Source organism: Ruegeria sp. BC7, from assembly GCF_056539165.1.
In genome coordinates this window covers 520,537-536,903 of the sequence record NZ_JBQFUL010000003.1, presented here as the reverse complement: position 1 = coordinate 536,903, position 16,367 = coordinate 520,537, and the positions used below count along the sequence as shown (strand labels likewise).

Annotated in this window: 17 protein-coding genes; 13 read left to right on the top strand and 4 right to left on the bottom strand. The window is 59.0% G+C overall.

Going from position 1 to position 16,367, the window contains the following annotated elements; genetic code table 11:
* Both argJ and mutT read left to right on the top strand, forming a co-directional pair.
* On the top strand, positions 1-1,227 hold the full coding sequence (gene argJ, locus ACR0KS_RS11635) for a bifunctional glutamate N-acetyltransferase/amino-acid acetyltransferase ArgJ (protein WP_170696467.1): 1,227 nt from the start codon (positions 1-3) through the stop codon (positions 1,225-1,227).
* The gene (gene mutT / locus ACR0KS_RS11630) at positions 1,224-1,622 is read left to right on the top strand and encodes an 8-oxo-dGTP diphosphatase MutT (RefSeq protein WP_170412541.1); all 399 of its coding nucleotides are present in this window, start codon (positions 1,224-1,226) and stop codon (positions 1,620-1,622) included. Before argJ ends, mutT begins: the two co-directional genes overlap by 4 nt.
* 64 nt (positions 1,623-1,686) lie before the next feature.
* Here the strand turns inward: mutT and ACR0KS_RS11625 are convergent, their stop codons facing one another.
* Positions 1,687-1,899, bottom strand: a complete 213-nt coding sequence (locus ACR0KS_RS11625; protein WP_170483233.1) for a hypothetical protein — start codon at positions 1,897-1,899, stop codon at positions 1,687-1,689.
* Positions 1,900-2,156: 257 nt separating this feature from the next.
* Here ACR0KS_RS11625 and ACR0KS_RS11620 point away from each other — a divergent pair, with 257 nt between their 5' ends.
* The 10 genes from ACR0KS_RS11620 to ACR0KS_RS11575 all read left to right on the top strand — a co-directional run bounded on the left by ACR0KS_RS11620 (position 2,157) and on the right by ACR0KS_RS11575 (position 13,061).
* Positions 2,157-4,100 (top strand): AMP-binding protein, encoded by a 1,944-nt coding sequence (locus ACR0KS_RS11620; protein ID WP_170564803.1) that lies wholly within the window; start codon positions 2,157-2,159, stop codon positions 4,098-4,100.
* 78 nt (positions 4,101-4,178) lie between these two features.
* Positions 4,179-4,997 (top strand): ABC transporter ATP-binding protein, encoded by an 819-nt coding sequence (locus ACR0KS_RS11615; RefSeq protein WP_170387071.1) that lies wholly within the window; start codon positions 4,179-4,181, stop codon positions 4,995-4,997.
* Positions 4,998-5,026: 29 nt separating this feature from the next.
* Positions 5,027-6,013 carry a branched-chain amino acid ABC transporter permease gene (locus ACR0KS_RS11610; protein ID WP_170387073.1) on the top strand — a complete coding sequence of 329 codons (987 nt, stop codon included), beginning with the start codon at positions 5,027-5,029 and terminating at the stop codon, positions 6,011-6,013.
* Positions 6,014-6,015: 2 nt separating this feature from the next.
* Complete coding sequence (locus ACR0KS_RS11605) at positions 6,016-6,273, top strand: hypothetical protein (protein WP_170387075.1); 258 nt, start codon at positions 6,016-6,018, stop codon at positions 6,271-6,273.
* A gap of 3 nt (positions 6,274-6,276) precedes the next feature.
* On the top strand, positions 6,277-7,353 hold the full coding sequence (locus ACR0KS_RS11600) for a branched-chain amino acid ABC transporter permease (protein ID WP_170412535.1): 1,077 nt from the start codon (positions 6,277-6,279) through the stop codon (positions 7,351-7,353).
* Between the two features lie 72 nt (positions 7,354-7,425).
* Entirely contained in the window at positions 7,426-8,706 is a 1,281-nt protein-coding gene (locus ACR0KS_RS11595) for an ABC transporter substrate-binding protein (protein ID WP_170387079.1), read from the top strand.
* 73 nt (positions 8,707-8,779) lie between these two features.
* Entirely contained in the window at positions 8,780-9,613 is an 834-nt protein-coding gene (locus tag ACR0KS_RS11590; RefSeq protein ID WP_170564394.1) for an ABC transporter ATP-binding protein, read from the top strand.
* Positions 9,614-9,632: 19 nt separating this feature from the next.
* Positions 9,633-10,850 carry an acyl-CoA synthetase family protein gene (locus ACR0KS_RS11585; RefSeq protein WP_170564391.1) on the top strand — a complete coding sequence of 406 codons (1,218 nt, stop codon included), beginning with the start codon at positions 9,633-9,635 and terminating at the stop codon, positions 10,848-10,850.
* Positions 10,851-10,970: 120 nt separating this feature from the next.
* On the top strand, positions 10,971-12,638 hold the full coding sequence (locus ACR0KS_RS11580) for an ABC transporter permease (RefSeq protein WP_170564388.1): 1,668 nt from the start codon (positions 10,971-10,973) through the stop codon (positions 12,636-12,638).
* A gap of 72 nt (positions 12,639-12,710) precedes the next feature.
* Positions 12,711-13,061, top strand: a complete 351-nt coding sequence (locus ACR0KS_RS11575; RefSeq protein WP_170387086.1) for a DUF2794 domain-containing protein — start codon at positions 12,711-12,713, stop codon at positions 13,059-13,061.
* On the opposite strand, the gene ACR0KS_RS11570 is transcribed toward ACR0KS_RS11575, so the two are convergent.
* The 3 genes from ACR0KS_RS11570 to ACR0KS_RS11560 form a co-directional block, all read right to left on the bottom strand.
* Entirely contained in the window at positions 13,058-13,795 is a 738-nt protein-coding gene (locus ACR0KS_RS11570) for an NlpC/P60 family protein (protein WP_170564385.1), read from the bottom strand. The two genes, ACR0KS_RS11575 and ACR0KS_RS11570, sit on opposite strands and share 4 nt — an antisense overlap.
* Positions 13,792-15,174: a M17 family metallopeptidase gene (locus tag ACR0KS_RS11565; RefSeq protein ID WP_170564382.1), complete on the bottom strand. Its 1,383-nt coding sequence runs from the start codon at positions 15,172-15,174 to the stop codon at positions 13,792-13,794. The genes ACR0KS_RS11570 and ACR0KS_RS11565 overlap by 4 nt, the downstream gene beginning before the upstream one ends.
* A 64-nt stretch (positions 15,175-15,238) precedes the next feature.
* A complete protein-coding gene (locus tag ACR0KS_RS11560; RefSeq protein ID WP_170483250.1) occupies positions 15,239-15,622 on the bottom strand; it encodes a hypothetical protein in 384 nt (127 codons plus the stop codon).
* A 270-nt stretch (positions 15,623-15,892) separates the two neighbouring features.
* Here ACR0KS_RS11560 and ACR0KS_RS11555 point away from each other — a divergent pair, with 270 nt between their 5' ends.
* Positions 15,893-16,366 (top strand): phosphoribosyl-AMP cyclohydrolase, encoded by a 474-nt coding sequence (locus ACR0KS_RS11555; RefSeq protein WP_170564379.1) that lies wholly within the window; start codon positions 15,893-15,895, stop codon positions 16,364-16,366.
* Position 16,367: the final 1 nt, after the last annotated feature.

Sequence of the window (16,367 nt, the reverse complement as noted above, 5' to 3'; positions counted from 1 at the left end):
GTGGCGACGATCACCAAAGTTTCGCCGCTGGCTCCGGCGGCGTTTCCTGAATTGCCAGCGATTGACGGTGTGCGATTTGCGACCGTCGAGGCGGGCGTGCGCTATCAGGGTCGGACCGATGTGATGCTGGCGGTGTTGGACCCCGGCACGTCTGTGGCTGGGGTGTTCACACGCTCGGCCACACGTGCGGCCCCCGTGTTGGACTGTCAGGACAAGATCGGCGGGGCCAGCGATGGCCCTGCGGCGATCCTTGTGAATTCGGGCAATGCCAATGCCTTCACCGGACATTACGGTCAGACCTCGGTGGCCGAGGTGACTCAGGCCGTTGCCAAAGCCACTGGCGTGGCGGTGGAGCGGGTGTTCACCTCGTCGACCGGCGTGATCGGTGAACCGCTGCCCCATGACAAAATCACGGCCCAGCTTGAGGTGTTGAAAGCGGGCCTCAGCCGCCACGCGATCGAAGACGCGGCGCGGGCGATCATGACCACCGATACCTTCCCGAAAGGAGCCTCGGCGCAGGTCGAGATTGACGGCAAAACAGTCTCTATTGCAGGGATTGCCAAGGGGTCGGGCATGATTGCGCCGGATATGGCGACGATGCTTGTTTACATCTTCACCGATGCGCAGGCCGAACAATCGGCGCTGCAAGCGATGCTGGGCGCGCAGACGGATCGTACCTTCAACTGTATCACCGTGGACAGCGATACCTCGACCTCGGACACCCTCTTGTTGTGCGCGACTGGCGCTTCGGGCGTGGATGCAACCGGCAACGCAGCTTTCGCTCAGGCACTTGAGACAGTGATGCTGGACCTTGCGCAGCAGGTGGTGCGCGACGGGGAAGGGGCCACGAAATTCGTGGAAATCCGCGTGACCGGCGCGGCCTCGGACGCGGATGCCAAGGTGCATGGGCTGGCGATTGCCAACTCGCCGCTGGTGAAAACGGCGATTGCGGGTGAAGACCCGAACTGGGGCCGTGTGGTCATGGCCATCGGCAAATCCGGTGCCGCCGCCGACCGCGACCTGCTGAGTATTTCTTTCGGAAATATTCTTGTGGCCGAGAAAGGCTGGGTCAGCCCCGATTATCGCGAGGAAGACGCCGCCGCATATATGAAAGGTCAGGATTTGGTGATCACCGTCGATCTGGGGCTGGGCGAGGGCGCATCGACCGTTTGGACCTGCGACCTGACCCATGGCTATATCGAAATCAACGCGGATTATCGTTCATGAAGACCGTTTTGGTGTCGGCCGTCGCCCTGATCGACGTCGAAGGCCGGGTGCTGTTGGCGCAGCGCCCGGAAGGGAAATCCATGGCCGGTCTGTGGGAGTTTCCGGGCGGCAAAATCGAACCCGGCGAAACCCCCGAGGTCGCCCTGATCCGCGAATTGCACGAGGAACTGGGCATCGACACCTGGGCCTCGTGCCTCGCGCCGCTGACCTTTGCCAGCCACAGCTATGACGATTTCCACCTGCTTATGCCGCTGTTCGCGTGTCGCAAGTGGGAGGGGATACCGCAGTCCAAGGAAGGCCAGGCCCTGAAATGGGTGCGTGCGAATGACCTGCGGAATTACCCGATGCCTGCGGCGGACGTACCGCTGATCCCGATTTTGCGGGATTGGTTGTAGTGGAAAAACTAAATCTTCCCCGAGGAGTGTTAGGTTCAGAAAGATCTTTCAGCAAGAATAGAGTTCAGTCGATATCTGTTCCCAAAATCCGATGAGAAACAACATTGCCAGCGTAGATAAAAACCGCTGAGAACGTGATCCAGAATACTGCGCCCGCGATGCTCAATTGGGTGGCGAATGCGCAGGCAGAAATTGCAAAGAATGCAGTCTTTGAAGCCAATGCACTTTTTAATGCACGCTTCTCGCGGTTTGTTAATGGCTTCATTTCAGAACTCATCTGTTGTCTGACAATGGATATTCAGGACTACGTGGATGCCAAGTAATTTTTATCGCTCGGGAAATCTCCACTCCACCCCTGTTACAATTCGTAAGAATTGAGAAAACATCAGGCAAAACTTGCCGCTGATCTTGCCCAAGCTCCTTATCGGAGCGCTGGCGTTCGGGCTGAGGTCCGGGTTTGCCGTTTCCGGCCCGGGGAGGGGTCGGATTGGGAGGAGAAAGAGATTGGCTCAGACGCAGTCGGGCGCCGATGGGATGAAGTCCCTTCCGGCGCTGCTACACCGCAATGCGACGCAGTTCGGGGATTCCCCGGCCTACCGGGAAAAAGAATTCGGAATCTGGCAGTGCTGGACCTGGGCCGAGGCCTCAGTTGAAATCCGCAAGCTGGCGCTGGGGTTCCTGGAAATCGGCGTGGAAAAGGGTGACCATATTGCCGTAATCGGGCGCAACCGTCCGGCGCATTACTGGTCGATGGTCGCAGCCCAAATGGTGGGCGCGGTTCCGGTTCCGCTCTATCAGGACTCGGTCGCCGAAGAGATGGCCTATGTTCTGGAACATTGCGGCGCGAAATATGTCGTCTGCGGCGATCAGGAGCAGGTCGACAAGGTCATCGAGATTCAGGAAAACCTGCATCAGGTCAAACACATCCTTTATACCGACAAGCGCGGGATGCGGAAATACGACCACAGCCAGATGAACGCGCTTGAGGACATCATGGCCGAAGGTGGCGCGGGACACGCTCGTTTTGACGCCGAGCTGGACAAGCGGATTTCCGAAATTTCGTATGATGACACCTGCGTGATGCTCTATACCTCGGGCACGACGGGCAAGCCGAAAGGCGTTGTGCTGTCGAACCGCAACGTGATCGAAAGTGCCAAGAATTCCTCGGATTTTGATCACCTGACCCGGAATGAAGACATCCTGTCCTACCTGCCGATGGCGTGGGTGGGTGATTTCATCTTCTCGATCGCTCAGGCCTATTGGTGCGGGTTCTGCGTGAACTGCCCCGAAAGCGCTGACACGATGATGACTGACCTGCGCGAGATCGGTCCGACCTATTTCTTTGCGCCGCCGCGCGTGTTCGAGACTCAGCTGACCAATGTGATGATCCGGATGGAGGACGCAGGCAAGCTGAAGCAGCGCATGTTCCACCACTTCATGGACCACGCCAAGAAAGTGGGCGGTCTGTTGTTGGATGGCAAACCGGTTGGGTTTGCCGACCGGATGAAATACGCGCTGGGCAATATGCTGGTTTACGGTCCGCTCAAGGATACGCTGGGCTATGGCCGGTTCCGCGTGGGCTATACGGCGGGTGAGGCCATCGGGCCCGAGATTTTCGATTTCTACCGCTCGTTGGGGATCAACCTGAAACAGCTTTACGGCCAGACCGAAGCGACCGTGTATATCACCATCCAGCCCGATGGTGAGGTCCGCGCCGACACGGTGGGCGTGCCTGCGCCCGCGGTCGAGTTGAAGATCGACGACAAGGGCGAGATCCACTACCGCTCGCCCGGGGTGTTTGTTGAGTACTACAACAACCCGGACTCGACTGCCTCGACCAAGGACGCCGAGGGCTGGGTGGCCACAGGGGATGCCGGGTTTATCGAGGAAAGCAGCGGCCATCTGCGGATCATCGACCGCGCCAAGGATGTGGGCAAGATGGCCGACGGGTCGATGTTCGCGCCGAAATATGTCGAGAACAAGCTGAAATTCTATCCCGACATTCTTGAGGTCGTGCTGTTCGGCAATGGCAAGGATCGCTGCGTAGCCTTTATCAATATTGACCTGACAGCGGTCGGCAACTGGGCCGAACGCAACAACGTGGCCTATGCGTCTTATCAGGAACTGGCCGGTCATCCGCGTGTGTTAGAGACGATCAAGGCCCATGTGGAAGAGGTGAACAAGTCGATCGCCGCAGACGAGATGCTGTCGGGCTGTCAGGTGCATCGCTTTGTAGTTCTGCACAAGGAACTGGATGCCGATGACGGTGAAATGACCCGGACTCGCAAGGTGCGCCGTGGGTTTGTTGAGGAAAAGTTCAACGACATCATCACCGCACTTTATGACGGCTCGCCCAGTGTCTCGACCACGACCGAAGTGACCTATGAGGATGGGCGCAAGGGCTCGATCAGCGCAACGCTGGATATCGTTGATGCGGCGGTTGCGCCATCGACACAGCACAAGGTGGCGGCGGAATGAGGGCCGTTCGAGCGCCGCTCGACCTGCGGTCGTCGCCCCGCCCTCCGTCCCGTTTTTGCGCAAGTCAGGGAGTGACTGATGCTGGATAATTCCGAAGGATATGTCACCGAGGACGGCCGCAAGATCGGCGGCGTGGTGATGGAGATGAAAAACATCACGCTGCGTTTCGGCGGTGTGGTCGCGATCAAGGATATCTCGTTCGACATCCGCGAAGGTGAGATCCGCGCCATTATCGGTCCGAACGGGGCGGGGAAGTCCTCGATGCTGAATGTGATCTCGGGGTTCTATGTCCCGCAGGAGGGCGAGGTTTGGTTCCACGGTGCCAAACGCCCGGCGATGCGGCCCTTTGAGGTGGCGCAGCAGGGGATCGCGCGGACCTTCCAGAATATTGCGCTGTTTGAAGGCATGAGCGTTCTGGATAACGTCATGACCGGGCGGTTGGGCTACATGAAGACCAACATTTTCCAGCAGGCGCTGTGGAAAGGGAAGGCCGAGGCGGAAGAAACCGAAAACCGCGAGGCTGTCGAGAAGATCATCGACTTTCTCGAAATCCAGCACATTCGGAAGACACCGGTGTCGCGCCTGCCTTACGGCTTGAAGAAACGCGTGGAACTGGCACGCGCGCTGGCAGCCGAACCCAAGCTGTTGCTATTGGACGAACCGATGGCGGGCATGAATGTCGAGGAAAAAGAGGACATGAGCCGCTTTATCCTGGATGTGAACGACGAATTCGGCACAACGATCGCCCTGATCGAACACGACATGGGCGTTGTGATGGATCTGAGCGACCGGGTGGTCGTGATGGATTACGGAAAGAAGATCGGGGACGGCACACCGGATGAGGTGCGCAACAACCAGGAAGTCATCGACGCCTATCTGGGGGTGAGCCATGACTGACCAACTGACAGACATGAGAGGGGGCGCACATGCCTGATCAGCTGATTTTCGCGATGGAGGTCATCCTGAATGGCCTGATGGCAGGGGTTCTTTATGCGCTGGTCGCGCTGGGCTTTGTGCTGATCTACAAGGCTTCGGGGATTTTCAACTATGCTCAGGGTGTTATGGCCCTGTTCGCGGCCATGACCCTTGTCGGGATCATGAAGGGGCAAGTGCCGTTCTCGCACCTGATCAACGCGATCTTCGGGACGCATATCCATTACTTCGGTTGGAATGTCCCGGCGCTGCTGGCGATCCTTCTGACGATGGCGGTAATGGTGTTCCTGGCCTGGGCGGTGCAGCGGTTCGTCATGCGCCATCTGGTTGGCCAAGAGCCGATCATCCTGTTCATGGCGACCATCGGTCTGGCCTATTTCCTTGAAGGCGTGGCCGACCTGATGTGGGGGTCCGAGATCAAGACGCTGGATGTGGGTCTGCCGCAGGGCATCAACCTGTGGATCGACGAGACCACGTTCAACATCTTTGGCTATGGCTTCTTCATCGACAACCTCGACATCGTGGCGACCGTGATCGCGGCGCTGCTGGTGGCTGCGCTGGTGGTGTTCAGCCAGTACACCAAGCAGGGCCGGGCGATGCGCGCGGTGGCGGATGACCATCAGGCCGCGCTGTCGGTGGGTATTTCGCTGAACTTCATCTGGATCATGGTCTGGTCGGTCGCGGGGTTTGTCGCGCTGGTCGCCGGGATCATGTGGGGCACCAAGTCGGGCGTTCAGTTCTCGCTGTCGCTGATCGCCCTCAAGGCGCTGCCGGTGCTGATGCTGGGCGGGTTCACCTCGATCCCCGGAGCGATCGTGGGCGGGCTGATCATCGGCGTGGGTGAAAAGCTGTTTGAATTCGCAATCGGCCCGATGGTCGGTGGCGCGACCGAGAACTGGTTCGCCTATGTTCTGGCGCTGATCTTCCTCGTGTTCCGGCCGCAGGGTCTGTTCGGTGAGAAGATCATCGAGAGGGTGTAGCGATGCAGAAGGTGATCGCCATCATCAATGTGATTGCATGGGCGGGGTTCTGGGCCTTTGGCTATATCGCCGTCACCTCGGACGATCTGACGGCGAGCCAACTTGTCGTCGCAGCGATCCTTGCCTTTGCCGGGCTGGTCACGGGCATCATGGCCTACATGAAACTGGTGCGCGCGTCTGAGGCGAGCGGATATGCAAAAGGGTCCAACCAACTGGACGCGGCAGCCCGGAACCGGGCGCAGGAACAATGGGGAAAGTGACACATGTTCTATCGTGAGGCCGGAGACTTCAAAGTTTCCTATGTGGATGACAGCCAGACTTTCCCGATCAAGTTCGACCGGTATCGGTACTACGTGGTTCTGGCGGTGGCGTTTGGGATCATTCCATTCATCATCAACGATTATTGGGCCAACGCTCTTTTGCTGCCGTTCCTGATCTACGCGATCGCGGCGATCGGCCTGAACATCCTGGTGGGATATTGCGGACAGGTCAGCCTTGGTACGGGCGGTTTCATGGCGGTGGGGGCTTATGCCTGCTACAAGCTGATGACGGCCTTCCCCGATGTCAGCATGTTCATCCACGTCATTCTCGCTGGCGGGATTACAGCCATTGTCGGCGTTTTGTTCGGTCTTCCATCACTGAGGATCAAAGGGTTCTATCTGGCGGTGGCGACACTGGCCGCGCAGTTCTTTCTTGTGTGGCTGTTCAACCGTGTGCCGTGGTTCTATAACTACTCGGCTTCGGGTCAGATCAACGCACCGGAACGCGACGTGTTCGGGATCATCATCACTGGACCGAATGCTCCGGCATGGGCGACGTATCTGTTCTGCCTGATCTTCCTGACCGTCTGCGCCCTGATCGCACGCAACCTGACACGTGGCACCACCGGGCGCACGTGGATGGCGATCCGCGACATGGATATCGCGGCCGAGATCATCGGGGTAAACCCTCTTAAGGCGAAACTGACCGCCTTTGCTGTCAGCTCGTTCTTTGTGGGCATCTCGGGGGCGTTGTTCTTCGCGGTCTACCTCGGCGCGGTTGAGGTCGGCGAGGTGTTCGGCATCAACAAGTCGTTCCTGGTTCTGTTCATGATCATTATCGGCGGACTGGGCTCTATCTTCGGATCTTTTGCGGGGGCGGCGTTCCTTGTGCTGCTGCCGGTGGTCCTGAAAGTGGTCGGTGCCGACATGCTGGGCTGGCCCACGGATATCGTGGCGCATTTGCAGCTGGTGATCGTTGGTGGGCTGATCATCATGTTCCTGATCCTCGAACCACATGGGCTGGCGCAGCTGTGGCGCGTCGCCAAAGAGAAACTCAGACTCTGGCCGTTCCCGCACTAGGGGCAGGCCCAATCAGATAACGGGTGCAAAGCCCGAGCCCAACATCGGACCAACCAAGGGAGGAGACACCCGATGAAATTGAAACTGGCAACCGTGGCGCTGGGCGCCGTAATGGCGGCAGGACCGGTTATGGCCGACCTCGTGTTCCCGTCACTCAGCTACCGGACCGGGCCTTATGCGGCGGGTGGCATTCCGTTCGCGGATGGCTATGCGGATTACTTTACCCTGCTGAACGAGCGTGATGGCGGGATCGGTGGCGTTCCGGCGAAAGTGATCGAGTGCGAAACCGGATATAACACCGAAAAAGGTGTGGAATGCTATGAGTCGACCAAGGGCGAAGGCGCTCTGGTTTATCAGCCGCTGTCGACCGGTATCACTTATCAGCTGATCCCCAAGGCGACCGTGGATAACATCCCGATTCACTCGATGGGCTATGGCCGTACGTCTGCCAAGAACGGCGATGTGTTCAGCCACACGTTCAACTATCCTGCGAATTACTGGGATGGTGCCTCGGGCGCGGTGAACTACCTGCTGGAAGAGAATGGCGGAGACCTGAACGGCAAGAAAATCGCGCTGGTCTACCACAACTCGGCCTACGGCAAAGAGCCGATCCGCACGCTGGAGGAGCTTTCGGCCAAGCATGGCTTTGAACTGGTTGCCCTGCCGGTTGACCACCCGGGTCAGGAACAGAAATCGCAGTGGCTGCAAATCCGTCGCGACCGTCCTGACTATGTCCTGATGTGGGGCTGGGGTGTCATGAACCAGGTGGCCGTTCAGGAAGCTGCCAACATCCGCTTCCCGATGGAAAATTTCATCGGCATCTGGTGGTCCGGTTCGGAAAACGACGTGCTGCCGGCGGGTGAGGCCGCAAACGGCTATAAGGCGCTGACCTTCCACAACGTGGGTACGGACTTCCCGGTCTTTGACGATCTGAAGACACATGTTGTCGACGCGGGCAAAGCTGCCGGTGCTGGCGATCAGGTTGGTACGGTTCTCTACAACCGTGGTCTTTATGCAGCGATGCTGGCGGCCGAAGCTGCCAAGAAAGCGCAGGAAATCCACGGGACTGCCGACATCACCGCTGCGATGATGCGCGACGGTATGGAAGCGCTGGAAATCACCGAAGCCAAGATGACCGAACTGGGTCTGCCTGGTTTTGGTCCGGCATTCTCGGTCTCGTGTGAGAACCACGGTGGTGACGCTCTGGTTGGTGTGACCCAGTGGGATGCGGCCAACAAAACCTGGAGCCTGATTTCCGAGTTCAAGGCAACCGATGGTGACGTGATCGGCCCGCTGATCGACGAAGACTCGAGCGCCTATGCGTCCGAAAACAACATCGAATCGCGTTGCTGATCCGATGCACTGAAACCCGGGGCGGCGGCAGACCGCCGTCCCGACCCCAACACTCGCACGAGGACACGCGCTGATGCTGGATGCGGCTCAAACCACTGACGTGCAGGCGGAAACCCTGCTTGAGGTCAACAATATCGAGGTGATCTACAACCATGTGATCCTCGTCCTGAAAGGTGTCAGCCTGACCGTTCCCAAAGGCGGTATTACTGCTCTGCTCGGCGGTAATGGCGCGGGCAAGACGACGACGCTCAAGGCGGTGTCGAACCTGCTGCATTCGGAACGGGGCGAAGTCACCAAAGGATCGATCAAGTATCGCGGGTCAAGCGTGCATGAAAGCGACCCGGCCGATCTGGTTGAAAAAGGTGTGATCCAGGTGATGGAGGGCCGCCACTGTTTTGAACACCTCACGGTCGAGGAAAACCTTCTGACCGGAGCTTATACCCGCAAGGACGGCAAGGCTGCGATCCAGAAAGACCTTGAACTGGTCTACACCTATTTTCCGCGTCTGGCTGAACGTCGCCGGTCGCAGGCGGGCTATACCTCGGGCGGTGAGCAACAGATGGTTGCCATGGGCCGGGCACTGATGTCGCGGCCGGAAACGATCCTGCTGGACGAGCCTTCGATGGGTCTGGCCCCGCAGTTGGTCGAAGAGATTTTCGGCATCGTGAAGGATTTGAACGAAAAAGAGGGCGTGTCCTTCCTGCTGGCCGAACAGAATACAAACGTGGCCCTGAGGTTTGCGCATTACGGCTATATCCTGGAATCCGGCCGCGTCGTGATGGACGGCCCGGCCGCCGAATTGCGCGAAAACCCGGACGTGAAAGAGTTCTATCTGGGCATGTCCGATGAAGGCCGAAAAAGTTTCCGCGATGTACGCTCATACCGCCGCCGCAAGAGGTGGTTGTAAGCGGATGGAGGATCTGGAGATGACTTACTTCGACGCACTCGAGACCCGATCAGCAGACAAGCGCGCCGACGAACAGGGTCAGGCTCTGCGTCTACAGATTGAACGGGCATTGTCCGCCCCTGGATTTGCGTCGCACCTGAGCGACGCGGATACTGGCGGGGTGATGACGGCTGAAGATCTGGTAAAGCTACCTGTTCTGCGGAAATCCGATCTGGCGCAGGCGCAGGCGGCGCGCCCTCCGTTTGGAGGGTTTACCGTCAAACCGGCGCGGCATTTCCATCATGTTTTCCAGTCCCCGGGTCCGATTTACGAGCCGGGAAGCGCAGATCATGACTGGTGGCGCATGGGCCGTTTTGTACATGCGGCCGGGATTGGCCAAGGCGACATCGTGCAAAACTGTTTCGGCTATCACCTAACGCCTGCGGGCATGATCTTTGAAAGCGGTGCACGGGCGGTTGGCGCGGCCGTTCTGCCCGCCGGAACCGGTCAGACGGAATTGCAGGTAACTGCCGCGCGCGACGTGGGCTGTACCGCCTATGCGGGCACACCGGACTATTTGAAAGTGATCCTCGACAAGGCCGACGAGATGGGCGTTGCGCTCAACTTCTCGAAAGCGGTTGTGGGCGGGGGTGCGCTGTTTCCGTCTCTACGTCAGGATTATGCAGATCGGGGTATTGTTTGTTTGCAATGTTACGCTACTGCTGATCTAGGTAATATTGCATATGAAAGCCCCGCGATGGAGGGGATGATCATAGACGAGCATGTCATCGTCGAGATTGTCACTCCGGGCACCGGAACACCGGTGGCGGCTGGAGACGTGGGTGAGGTTGTGGTGACCTCTCTTAATCCTGATTACCCGCTGATCCGGTTTGCCACCGGTGACCTGTCGGCCATCATGCCGGGCACGTCACCTTGTGGACGCACAAACGCGCGGATCAAGGGCTGGATGGGTCGCGCCGATCAGACAACCAAGATCAAGGGCATGTTCGTGCGCCCCGAGCAGGTTGCCGCGCTGGTCGACAAACATGCCGAGATCGTGAAGGCGCGGGTCATTGCTGCCCGACAGGGCGAGATGGACACGATGACCGTTCAGATCGAAAGCACGGGTGGGGACGATATGGTCTATGCCAAATCCGTTGTCGAAGTGCTGAAGTTGAAGGGCGCAATCGAGGTCGTCGCCCCCGGCTCGCTGCCCCGAGACGGGTTGGTGATCGAGGATCAGCGCGTCTACGAATGATAAACTAGCAGGTCTGCGGCAGTATGTGTCGCAGATTTGTCCTCCGGCCTACTGGTGTTTCTTAGCGTTTTGGTCGATTAAAGATCAACTCTGCGCTCTAGCCAGGTACAAGCCGGGAACATGGCCGAAATCGAACTTTCAGAACACGGAGCGCGCAATCGCGGCGCGTTTGGCACTCGGCTGGTTGGTACGATGGCCTGCCTTGTTGCGGCTGCCTGTCTTCTGCCAATGGTGGCCGTTGTTCTGGCCTCGGCAACGGGTGGCACCGAAACGATCTCTCACCTAATGAATACGGTTCTTCCGCGTTATGCGCTGACTACCGTGATCCTTGTCGTTCTGGTGGCTGCCGGAACCTTCTCGATCGGAGTGGGCGCGGCCTGGCTGGTGACGATGACGCGCTTTCCGGGGGTGCGGTTTCTTGAGATCGCCCTGGTTCTGCCGCTGGCCTTTCCTGCCTACGTTCTGGCCTATGCCTACACGTTTATTCTGGACCATCCCGGTATCTTGCAGACCACATTGCGGGATATAACCGGCTGGGGCCCCCGCGACTATTGGTTCCCCGAGATCCGCTCGACCGAGGGGGCTGCTGTGATGCTGATCCTCGTTCTGTACCCTTATGTCTATCTGTTGGCCCGTGCCGCCTTTCTTCAGCAAAGCGCCACGGCATTTCTGGCGGCTCGCGCGTTGGGCAAAAGCCCGTGGCTGGCCTTTTGGCACGTGTCGCTGCCAATGGCGCGCCCCGCAATCGCCGGAGGTGTTCTGCTGGCGATCATGGAAACCATCGCCGATTTTGGCACAGTCGCCTATTTTGGTGTTCAGACTTTTGCCACAGGTATCTACACAAGCTGGTTTTCGATCGGAGACAGAGCCGCCGCCGCCCAGCTTGCCCTGTGTCTGCTGGGTTTTGCGCTCGTGATGGCCGTAGCCGAGCGTATGCAGCGCGGCAGGGCGAAATACTATCAGGCAGGGAAAAGCCACGCATCGTTGCCCTCAGCGCAACTGAAGGGCTGGCAATCAGCCGCCGCCGTTACCCTTTGCGCCATTCCTGTCCTGTTTGGGTTTTTGCTGCCAGTGTTTATCCTTGTTCAGATGGGGCTGGAGTCCGAGCAGAACCTTCTGTCGCGGCGTTATGTAGGTTTCATCCAGAACTCTTTGACTTTGGCAGGTGTGGCGGCTGTTGTGACCGTTTGCGCGGCAATCTGCGTTGGGTTTTTTCAGCGATTGCGGCCGGGGCGCGTTTCGTCTGGCACCAGCTATATGGCGCGGCTGGGTTATGCGGTTCCGGGTGGCGTAATCGCCGTTGGACTGATGGTGCCATTTGCCAGTTTCGACAATGCGTTGGATGCGTGGATGCGGCAGACATTCGACGTCTCGACCGGGCTGCTGGTCACCGGGTCCATCTGGTTGCTGGTCGCAGCCTATATGGTGCGCTTTCTGGCTGCTGCCCTCAGCGCATATGAAGGCGGGCAGAGCACGGTACATGCAAATATGGACGCGGCTTCGCGGTCTTTGGGTCAGACACCGCTGGGTACCCTACGCCGGGTGCATTTGCCTATTCTGACACCTTCGTTGCTGACCGCCCTTCTGATCGTGTTCGTGGATGTGATGAAAGAGCTGCCCGCGACGCTGATCATGCGGCCGTTCAACTTTGACACGTTGGCAGTTCAGGCGTACCGGCTGGCTTCGGACGAACGTCTTGAAGGGGCCGCGGTCCCCTCTCTGGTCATTCTGGCCGTGGGATTGCTACCGGTCATTCTGATCTGTCGGCAGGTCGGCCAGAGGCGCTAGGGCGGTCCAAAAATACCACACCCCTTAGTAGGTGGGCTTGATTTACACGCAATTTCCGGCAAGGCTTGGGGTATGAACATGCAGCCTCCCAGCCGGTTCTCTGCAAACTCGGCCCAGATGCCCGTCGCGTTTAATCGGCATGAGATGTCCCATATCCTGTCCGTCTATGGCCGGATGGTCGCCGCCGGAGAATGGCGCGATTACGGTATTTCCAACCTGCGAGATATGGCCGTGTTCTCGATCTTTCGCCGAACTGCGGAACATCCCATCTACCGGGTCGAAAAACATCCCCGCCTTCGGCAAAAGCAAGGGATGTACTCGGTCGTGGGTATGGATGGCCGTATCCTGAAACGCGGGCATGATCTGCGCACGGTGCTGCGCGTGCTTGAGCGTAAGCTGATCCGCTCGGTTGACCTTGGTTAGAGCCGTTTGTGGGCCGTCACCGGCCCGTCACCCTGATCCATAATCCGCGTAATCGCCTGCTCTAAAGGTTCAAATGTCACGTCCATGTGGAAGGCATTGGCGTGCAGCAGCATGTCCTCGGCATAGACCCATGCCACATGCCCCTTCCAGAACAGCAGATCGCCGCGCTGAGGGGGCGTGCCTTGGGGCAGCAGGTGACCAACCTCGCGTTCTTGATCGCCACTGTCGCCGGGGCAGGGCTGTCCGCAGGCCAGCAGCCCGGCTTGCACAAGCCCCGAGCAATCCAACCCGAACCGGCTGTTTCCACCCCAAAGATAGGGCGTGCCCAGAAAAAGTTCGGCCACTGCAACAGGATCGGTGAGCGTAACGCCAACATGTTTGGCGTGAACGGACGGGATGAACCCAAGCTCGGTTTCCAGAAAACCATTCACCTCGGATGTGGCCGCAATCCTGCTACCAAAACTCAGGGACGTCCGGTCGTGGCTTTTCATGTCTGGCTGCACATAGGCGTGGGTGGCTGGTGCGGTGATCCAGTGCGTTGCGCTCAGCTCTGGGCCAAGCTGTTCCGACCGAACCCAGCCCGCATAGCCATCTTTTTCCGCGGTGACCCGGGTCCAGCCGTTTGCCTGATCGGAGACTTCGACGGCGTCACCAAAAAGTAACTGCCGATCGCGCGGACCATTTGGTTCGCGCAACAGGTCTGTGACCGGTTGGATGATGCGTTGGCGTGTCATAGGCCCAGCATCTCGGGCAACGCCGTCAACAAGGCGCGCGGCCCCTGACCAAACCCGCCCTTGCTGCGGCCGGGCTCGTTGCTGCGCTGCCATGAGAAGATGTCGAAATGCATGTAGCGGCTGTCGCCAACGAAGCGGCGCAGGAACAGCGCTGCGGTGATTGAGCCGCCAAACCCACCCGCGGGGGCGTTGTCCAGATCGGCGATGCCCGGTTCGATCAGCCCCTCATAAGGGTCATGGAATGGCATGCGCCAGACCGGATCAGCGGCTTTGCGCGCGGCGCGGGTCAGCGCGTTTGCCGCGTCGTCGCTGTCAGTGAAATAGGGTGCAAGATCGGTTCCAACCGCGACACGCGCAGCCCCGGTCAGCGTCGCCATCGAGATCACGAGGTCCGGTTTTCCTTCGTCAGCCAGCGCCAGTGCGTCGGCTAGCACCAGCCGCCCTTCGGCATCGGTATTGTTGATCTCGACCGTCAAACCCTTGCGCGAAGTCAGGATGTCGCCGGGCCGGAAGGCGTTTCCGGCCACCGAATTCTCGACAGCCGGGATCAGAACGCGCAGTCGCAGCGGCAGCTTCAGCGCCATGATCATCCGGGCCAGACCCAGAACATTGGCGGCACCGCCCATGTCTTTCTTCATCAACCCCATCGACGCGCCGGGTTTCAGGTTCAGACCGCCCGTGTCAAAACACACACCTTTTCCGACCAAGGTCAGCTTTGGCCCCGCCGTACCCCAGTTCATCTCAATCAGTCGCGGCTCTTGCGCCGCGGCGCGGCCAACCGTGTGGATCATCGGAAAGTTCTGATCCAGCAGCGCATCGCCAGTTATCACCGAGCAGGACGCGTCGAATTCCAACGCAAGGTTCTCGGCGGCGGCCTGCAACTGTTCCGGTCCCATGTCCGACGCGGGTGTGTTGACCAGATCCCGGGTCAGGGCTTCGGCCTTTGCCAAAATCTCAAGGCGCGCGGTATCAACGCCGTCGGGTGCGACCAGCCGGGCCTTGGCGGGTGACTGGCTGGCATAGCGGTCAAACGCGTAACCGGTCATCAGCCAACCAAGGCATTCGGTTTCCAGCGCATCCTTTGGAACGCCCGATGCGATGTGATAGGTGCCTTCCGGCAGCGCCTCGGCCGCAGCCGCCAGCGGAAAACGCTTTCGGGCGCGGCCAGCGGGTTTGCCATACCCCGCCAGCGCGCAAAGCGGAGCCTCACCGGTTCCCGGAACCAACAAGGTTTGGCCCATCGCCCCGGTAAAACCGTTGTTCGAGACCCAGGCCTGCACCGCGTCAGACTGATCTTTCACCCAATCTTCCAGATCGGGTTGGGCGATCACGTGCAGCGGGACAGAACGGTCAGAGGGCGAGGCAAAAGTCAGGGTCATGGGTAACTCGGCTGGTTCGATTTGCGCCCAGCCTAGTCGCCCACACTCTATCCGCAAGCCCCCGTCAGACCGAAAGGTCCTGCTGATCCCAGATAACGGTCAGGGATTTTTCACCCACACGGATCAGGCGCGACAGGGTGGCGCCAGTGGCGACAGCGTCGCCGGCATCCACGTTTCGGGCCACGTCGCCTGCGACGCGGGCCAAAGCTGTCATGCCGATCTGTTCTGCGATTGCCACCAAAGACCGCGAACATTTGCGCAACCCGGCCCAATCGCGCTGCCGCCAGAACCGTTCGCAATTCGACAGGCGAACGGCCAACTCCTCAACCGTGCGGCACAACACGTCCAATGCGTTCTTTTCCCCAAGCTGCCGGTACAACCCGTTCAGGCGATCCGGGTCCAGTCGGACGGTTTCCTTGTGTTCAAGCGTGATAATCTTTTCCACCACATATTCCCCAATTCACTATACCCCCACGGTACAATCGGAATGTGGCGTTGAATTCCTTTGCAAAACCTTGCGGCCAAGGGGGATAATGTCTCGAATTTAGCTAGAATTCAGGCGGGCCGCTGATCTCACCGTGCCAACGGACGCGGCGAAGTACCCGATCAACATCATGCGCCGCTTGGGGATCTGGGACCCTCGACGGCGTGGTAATACTTGCTTTGATATTCTCTAGCTGCCATTTACGGCCCGAATTCAGGCGGAGGGGACAAGAAGATGCCAATTACCACTGATGAGTTGACCGCCGCGCGCGAAGCCTGGGGAGAAGGGCTGATCGCAATCTCAAAGGCTTATGAAGACGGTGGCATAGACGCAGCGCGCACGGTTGCCGAGGGGGTGCTGAATGCGGCCTATGGCTATTCTCTGGGACCGGTTCTTTTCAAACCGACAATGGCGTCCGGGGATCAGACGTTTCGCCCAACTCAAAAAGGCGCGTTGGCCTATTTCGTTGGGCATGATGCCGAGTATCCGCTAGACGGTGGGTTCGGAATCAAAGGCTGGCGCGCGATGGAAAGCGTTACATCCGCCACTTTCGTCGAAGGCGACGTAGGTTTGTGGATGGGTGCTGTCATTCTGACGGACAAGGACGGCAACGTCACGCAAGTGGACAAGAGCTTTGGTTACAAGAAAGACGCTGACGGTACGCTGAAGATCGTGCTGCATCACTCGTCGCTGCCCTACCAGCCTTGAT